This is a genomic window from Pseudomonas sp. MD195_PC81_125, assembly GCF_014060985.1.
Classification (GTDB): Bacteria; Pseudomonadota; Gammaproteobacteria; order Pseudomonadales; family Pseudomonadaceae; genus Aquipseudomonas; species Aquipseudomonas parakoreensis.
Genome location: NZ_JABULD010000255.1, coordinates 1 through 6,914 on the forward strand (window position 1 = coordinate 1; position 6,914 = coordinate 6,914).

General features: G+C 60.4%; 6 protein-coding genes. 2 read left to right on the plus strand and 4 right to left on the minus strand.

All coding sequences use genetic code 11. The features are described 5' to 3' along the window. The first annotated feature begins 83 nt into the window (after positions 1-83). The gene (locus tag HT737_RS11225; protein ID WP_086792894.1) at positions 84-1,421 is read left to right on the plus strand and encodes an MFS transporter; all 1,338 of its coding nucleotides are present in this window, start codon (positions 84-86) and stop codon (positions 1,419-1,421) included. 128 nt (positions 1,422-1,549) lie between these two features. Here HT737_RS11225 and HT737_RS11230 read toward each other — a convergent pair whose 3' ends face one another. The 4 genes from HT737_RS11230 to HT737_RS11245 form a co-directional block, all read right to left on the minus strand. Then, positions 1,550-2,428: a DMT family transporter gene (locus HT737_RS11230; RefSeq protein WP_047296716.1), complete on the minus strand. Its 879-nt coding sequence runs from the start codon at positions 2,426-2,428 to the stop codon at positions 1,550-1,552. Positions 2,429-2,492: 64 nt separating this feature from the next. Next, positions 2,493-3,308: a sugar phosphate isomerase/epimerase gene (locus HT737_RS11235; protein WP_182402557.1), complete on the minus strand. Its 816-nt coding sequence runs from the start codon at positions 3,306-3,308 to the stop codon at positions 2,493-2,495. A 2-nt stretch (positions 3,309-3,310) separates the two neighbouring features. After that, positions 3,311-4,372 (minus strand): Gfo/Idh/MocA family protein, encoded by a 1,062-nt coding sequence (locus tag HT737_RS11240; RefSeq protein WP_121187316.1) that lies wholly within the window; start codon positions 4,370-4,372, stop codon positions 3,311-3,313. A gap of 290 nt (positions 4,373-4,662) precedes the next feature. After that, positions 4,663-4,842: a PA1571 family protein gene (locus HT737_RS11245; protein WP_027611439.1), complete on the minus strand. Its 180-nt coding sequence runs from the start codon at positions 4,840-4,842 to the stop codon at positions 4,663-4,665. Positions 4,843-5,098: 256 nt separating this feature from the next. On the opposite strand from HT737_RS11245, the gene HT737_RS11250 reads away from it, so the two are divergent. Next, a partial coding sequence (locus tag HT737_RS11250) for an ABC transporter transmembrane domain-containing protein (protein WP_182402559.1) occupies positions 5,099-6,914 on the plus strand: 1,816 nt, incomplete at its 3' end.

Here is a 6,914-nt window from a genome sequence, read left to right on the forward strand (position 1 = left end):
CTCCACATTGAGTCCGGATATGAACCTTCGGTCGCAGTGCGTGCAAACAACACCACATAACAAATTCAAAAACGGGTGGAACAATGATTCCTTCACAGACTTCCCGCATGGCTCCGGCCATGAGCACTGCCACGGGTGGCATCGGCGACAAGATCCGCGGCGCCATGGCCGTCGGCAAGACCCGTTGGGGCATGCTGGCGCTGGTGTTTTTCGCCACGACCCTGAACTACATCGACCGCGCCGCCCTCGGCGTCATGCAGCCCATTCTCGCCAAGGAAATGAGCTGGACGGCGATGGATTACGCCAACATCAACTTCTGGTTTCAGGTCGGCTACGCGATCGGCTTCGTCCTGCAGGGACGCCTGATCGACCGGGTCGGCGTGAAGCGCGTGTTCTTCTGCGCGGTGCTGCTCTGGAGCCTGGCCACCGGTGCCCACGGTCTGGCGACGTCGGCCGTCGGCTTCATGGTCTGTCGGTTTATCCTGGGCCTGACCGAAGCGGCCAACTACCCGGCCTGCGTGAAAACCACGCGCCTGTGGTTCCCGGCCGGCGAACGCGCGGTGGCCACCGGCATCTTCAACGCCGGGACCAACGTCGGCGCGATGTTCACGCCGATGCTGCTGCCGCTGATTCTCCACGTCTGGGGCTGGCAGGCGGCGTTCCTGTGCATGTCGGCACTGGGCGGGATCTGGCTGCTGTTCTGGGGCTTGAAATACTTCAACCCGGAAGACCATCCGAGCGTCAAACAGTCGGAGCTGGAATACATCCAGAAAGAAGTCGAACCGGAACAGGCCCGCGTCCCGTTCTCACGCATCCTGCGCATGCGCGGCACCTGGGCGTTCGCCCTCGCCTATTCGCTGACGGCGCCGGTGTTCTGGTTCTACCTGTATTGGTTGCCGCCGTTTCTCAATCAGCAATACAACCTGGGCATCAACGTCACCCAGATGGGTATTCCGCTGATCATCATCTACGTGACGGCCGACTTCGGCAGCGTCGGTGGCGGCATTCTGTCTTCGTTCCTGATCGGTCGCGGCATGAACTCGATCAAGGCGCGACTGCTGTCGATGTTCCTGTTCGCCTGCTGCATCATCGGTGTGATCATGGCGGCCGGTTCGAGCAACCTGTGGGTCGCCGTCGCGGCAATCTCCCTGGCGATCGGCGCGCATCAGGCCTGGACCGCGAATATCTGGAGCCTGGTGATGGACTACACGCCCAAGCACATGATGAGCACGGTGTTCGGTTTCGGCGGCATGTGCGCAGCGATTGGCGGGATGTTCATGACCCAGATCGTCGGCCACATCCTGACCGTCACCAACAACAACTACACGGTGCTGTTCACGCTGATCCCGGCGATGTACTTCATTGCCCTGACCTGGATGTACTTCATGGCACCGCGCAAGATTCCTGACGTCACCGAATAACTGGCCCGTACCACGTCCCCCTGTGGGAGCGGGCTTGCTCGCGAAAGCGCCCAGTCAGTCACTGAAGATGCCGACTGAAACGACGCCTTCGCGAGCAAGCTCGCTCCCACAGGGTTTATGTCTCTGTCTCACCTACGGCTTTGCTGCCACGCCGCCGCCAGGCCGCTGCAACAGATCACCACAATGCCGATCACCGTCAACAGGCTCGGCGTGTGATTGAACACCACCCAGCCCAACAGCCCGGCAAACACGATCTGACAGTAACCGAACGGCGCCAGCAATGCCGGCGCGGCGTGCCGAAACGCCTGGGTCAGAAACAGGTGCGCGGTCATCCCGCAACTGCCCAGCGCCAGCATCAGTGCGGCGTGCGTCAACGTCGGCACCTGCCAGAAGAACGGCACCAGCGCACTCATCACCAGCGTGTTGCACAGACCGGCAAAGAAGTTGCTGGTGGTCGGGCTATCGACCTCACTGAGCTTGCGTGTCAGCAGTTGATAGAAGCAGAAAAACAACGCCGAGCAGAACGGCAGCAGCACCGCCGGAGTGAACAGTTCACCGCCCGGGTGAACGATGATCAGCACGCCGATGAATCCGCAGATCACCGCAATCCATTGCCCGCGCGTTACCCGCTCCTTGAGCAACGGCACCGACAATGCCGTCACCAGCACTGGCGCAAGAAAGTTGACCGCCGTGGCCTCGGCCAGCGGGATGTACAACAGCGCCGTGGTGAAAAACAGACTGGTGCCGAGCAGGCACAGCGCCCGCGCCAACTGCCACAACGGCCGTTTGGTACGCAACACTCGAAGCCCCGATTGCGGCAGGAAGATCCCCGCCATCAGCAAGGTGTGCACCAGATAACGCGCCCATACCACCATGACGATCGGATAGAAACCTGAAAGGTATTTCGACAGCGCGTCGTGGCTGGAGAACAGGAAGGTCGCCACGACAATCAGCAAGATCCCCTTGAAGGGTTGGTTGACACCGGAGAGCGGGGTGCTGACGGTCATTGGATATCTCTTAAGGAAAAATGAACAGTGGCGGGGACGCTGGCGCCCCGCCAAAAAAACTGACTTATAACTGCGCCAACAATTCCCGCGTCCTGTCGAGCGCCCTCTGCGCTCGTTGCAATCCGCTGACGCCCTGCTCCAGCAGTTTTACCGTGGGGATCTCCAGGCTCAGTGGAATATTAGCTGGCAGACTGCGCAACAAACCGTGCAGGTCGCAATCGCCCTCGCCGGGAAACCGCCGCTCGTTGCGCGCCTGACGCAAGATCTCGGCCATGTCCGCCGGTCTCGGCCCCGCCACATCGCACAATTGCGCATAACGCAGGCGCGCCGGTGCGACGTTGGCCAGATCCTCCAGCCGTGAGCCGGAGCGATCGAAATGAAAGGCATCGACCAGCACCGCGGCATTTTCCCGATCGGCATTGGCCACGATGCGCAACGCCTGTTCGAGGTTGCACGCATCGGTCCAGGGCATGAACTCCAGATGCGGATGCAAACCGTAAGGCGCCGCCAGATCACACAGCGCGGCAAAGTTGTCGGTGAGCCGTTGCTCGTCAGGATCATTGCCGGCGACGAGTAATTCACTGGCGCCAAACTCCGCGCCGACGGCCAGCAGCTTCTCGAAATCAGCGACCACGGTGTGCGGTTTCAGGCGCAGGATTTCCACGTCGAGCACCGCGATGCCAGTGTCGCGCAAACGCCTCAACGTCTGACGCCGCAGATCAGCATCGGCCACCAGCGGAAAGTGATACTCCTCCGGCGTCGCCGGTTCCAGGCGCAGGCCGACATGGCTGTAACCGGCACGCGCCGCGACCTCGATCATTTGCGGTGGCGACAATTCGAGTACGGTGAGGCTGGCCAGAGACAGAATTCGTTCGTTCATGCTCAGGCCTCGACCGCTGCCGGGGAACAGGCACGGCCGCTGGCCGCTGCTTCACGAATCGCTTCGACCAGCGCCAGGGTTCGCGCGGCATCGGCAGCACTGACCAAGGGCTCGACTTCACGCCGCGCGACCTGCACAAAATGTTGCAGCTGCAAACGCAACGCGTCCCCGCCCTCACACTGTTCTTGCAGCGCGATCAGCGGTTCGTGCCAGCCGGCATCGACCTGATCGGCAGGGTAATGCCAACGCTTGAGTTGCGGAATGCTTAACGCTCCGGCAGTGCCCGCCAGCAAATAACACGGCTGATCGGCCTGACGCGGGTAAACCGGGTTCTCTGCGGAATTCAGCTCCCAGCTCCACGGCGCGGCGACCGCATCGGAACCGCTCAGCGTGCCCAGCGCACCGCCGGCAAATTGCAGTAACACCGCGACGCTGTCTTCGTTGGCAAAACCCCGCACCGCGTTGTCCGTGACGGCCTGCACCGACTGCACCTCCCCGCAAAGGTGACGCAGCAGATCGAGGTCGTGAATCAGGTTGGTCAGCAACAGGCCCGCGCCCGGCTCACGGCGCCACGGGACCTCGAAATAACGGTCGGGTTTGCGTAACTGAAACAGCGCAGTAACCATGGTCAGCCGCCCGAGCGCGCCGCTGCGCAGCAATTGGTGGGCACGCACGATCAACGGATTGTGCCGCCGATGATGGCCGACCAGCACCGGCACGCCGCTGCGTTTGACCGCCGCCACCAGTTTGCGCACCTCATCCCTGTTCACGCCCACCGGTTTCTCCAACAGCACCGGCACGCCGGCGGCGAGGCAATCCAGCGCCGTGCTGACGTGCTGATTATTCGGGTTGGCCACGATCACCGCATCGGGCCGCACCTGCTCCAGCATCTGCCGATGATCAGCGAAATACGCCACGCCCCACTGCGCCGCCAGCGCGGGAGCCTGCGGGCCGGGATCGGCCACTGCGCATAACCGGGCTTCATCGAGGGTTTGCAAGTGTTGGTAATGCTGTTGGCCCATGTTGCCGGCGCCGATCAGGGCGATACGAAGGGGCGGAGTCAAGGCGCGATCCTCTTGTGATTGTTGTTGGAAATGTCTCTTCAGCAACAATCTAGAACTGCGTTCCAGAATCAAACACCCACTAATGGAAAATCCGTGCGAACACCGCACAACTTCGTACACGACGCTCAACCTGTAGGAGCTGCCGCCGGCTGCGATCTTTTGCTCTTGACTYTGAAAAAACAAAGTCAAAAAGATCGCAGCCTTCAGCAGCTCCTACACAGAACAGAAGAGAACGGCAGGCAGAAAAAACCCGGCCAAACAGGGGCCGGGTCAGGAAGACGGTGGCTATATCACTTTTGTTCGGCAGGCTTGACCAATCGCTTCTCCAGCTCGCGGCACGCGTCCTGGATCATGTCTTCAGTGATCGGTACTTCACGCCCATCCTTGTCGATAATCGAGCAACCCAGAGGTTGGCCGGGCTTGGTGCGGATCACTTGAATCTTGTCATCGCTGCTGTGTTGCAAGGACATGGCCTGTCTCCTCATCAGGTTGTGCACGTAGATTAAAACCGCCACGTGACCAGGCTGTGACAACACCCTTGGGTCTGTCAAAAGCGGCATCTCCACTCCAACAGAAATGACCGCTCGTCTCAACCGGGACATTAGACCAATAGCAACTATGGCCTAGTCTTTGGGGGCATATTTAACCTGACTCATTGTGATTTACAGAGTTCCGCCCCATAGAAGGTTTAGGCTAGCCCTTTCATCAACACGGATGTGTACCTGAATGATCTCGAAGCTTTCTTCCCGGCACCGTCGAGCGCTGAGTCTGACCAGCCGGTTTCTGGCGCCTTATCGTTGGCAAGTCTGCGCTGCGCTGTTGGCGTTGATTGTCACGGCGGCCGTTACTTTGTCGATGGGGCAGGGGATCAAATTGCTGGTCGATCGGGGCTTCATGACGCAGTCGCCGCATCAACTGAACCAGAGCATCGGTATCTTCATGCTGATGGTGTTGGGCCTGGCGATTGGCACCTTCGCGCGGTTTTACTGGGTGTCGTGGATCGGCGAGCGAGTTGTCGCGGATATCCGGCGCGAGGTGTTCAACCATCTGGTCTACCTGCATCCCGGCTTTTACGAGAATAACCGCAGTTCGGAGATTCAATCACGGCTGACCGCCGACACGACGTTGCTGCAATCGGTGATCGGCTCGTCGCTCTCCATGTTTCTGCGCAACCTGTTGATGGTGATCGGCGGAGTAGTGCTGCTGTTCGTGACCAATCCGAAACTCACAAGCATCGTGGTAATCGCCTTGCCCTTCGTGGTCGCGCCGATTCTGATTTTCGGGCGGCGCGTGCGCAATCTGTCGCGGTTGAGTCAGGATCGGGTCGCCGACATCGGCAGCTACGTTTCCGAGACGCTCGGGCAGATCAAAACCGTTCAGGCCTACAACCATCAGGTGCAGGATGAACGCCGTTTCGCCACGACGGTCGAGGAGGCGTTTGATACTGCGCGCAAACGGATCTTTCAGCGCTCCTGGATGATTACCGTGGTGATCGTGCTGGTGCTCGGCGCGGTGGCGGTGATGTTGTGGGTCGGCGGCATGGACGTGATAGCCGGGCGCATTACCGGGGGTGAACTGGCGGCATTCGTTTTCTACAGCCTGATCGTCGGCAGTGCCATCGGTACGTTGAGCGAGGTCATCGGCGAGTTGCAGCGTGCGGCGGGTGCCGCCGAGCGCATTGCGGAGCTGCTCAGTTCGCAGAACATCATCCAGCCACCGACCCTCGGGCTGGTGACGTTGCCTGAACGGATCAAGGGCGAGTTGCAATTGCAGAATGTGCACTTTTCCTACCCGTCGCGTCCGGACAGCTATGCCATCAGCGGCTTGAGCCTGACCATCAGGGCCGGTGAAACCCTGGCCCTTGTCGGGCCTTCCGGTGCCGGTAAATCCACGGTGTATGACTTGTTGCTGCGCTTCTACGACCCGCTTGAAGGCCGGATCCTGATTGACGGGGTGCCGCTGACGAGCCTCGATCCGCTGGATCTGCGGCGCAATTTCGCCCTGGTCTCGCAATCGCCAGCGCTGTTTTTCGGCAGCGTCGAAGAGAATATTCGTTACGGCAATGCCAACGCGACACTGGAGCAGGTCAAGGAAGCGGCAAGAATTGCCCACGCCCATGACTTCATCGAGAAGATGCCCAACGGTTATCAGACTCATCTGGGGGACGCTGGTCTCGGCCTTTCCGGCGGCCAGCGTCAACGTCTGGCGATTGCCCGCGCGTTGCTGGTGGATGCGCCGATTCTGCTGCTGGACGAAGCCACCAGCGCTCTCGATGCCCAGAGCGAACATCTGATCCAGGAGGCGCTGCCAAGCCTGATGCACAACCGCACCACGCTGGTGATTGCGCATCGCCTGGCCACGGTGAAGAACGCCGACCGGATCGCCGTGATGGATCAGGGCCGATTGGTCGCAATCGGTACGCATCAGGAGCTGATCGTGAGCAATCCACTGTATGCGCGGCTGGCGGCGTTGCAGTTCAACGACGGGCATGCGATGGCGGTGGTAGAACCGCCGAAGGCTTTTCTGGCAGCAAAAAATTGCC

Excerpts from the sequence above, each read along its gene's own strand:
- HT737_RS11225 (WP_086792894.1), top strand. The coding sequence starts at position 84 with ATGATTCCTTCACAGACTTCCCGCATGGCTCCGGCCATGAGCACTGCC.
- HT737_RS11230 (WP_047296716.1), bottom strand. The coding sequence starts at position 2,428 with ATGACCGTCAGCACCCCGCTCTCCGGTGTCAACCAACCCTTCAAGGGG.
- HT737_RS11235 (WP_182402557.1), bottom strand. The coding sequence starts at position 3,308 with ATGAACGAACGAATTCTGTCTCTGGCCAGCCTCACCGTACTCGAATTG.
- HT737_RS11245 (WP_027611439.1), bottom strand. The coding sequence starts at position 4,842 with ATGTCCTTGCAACACAGCAGCGATGACAAGATTCAAGTGATCCGCACC.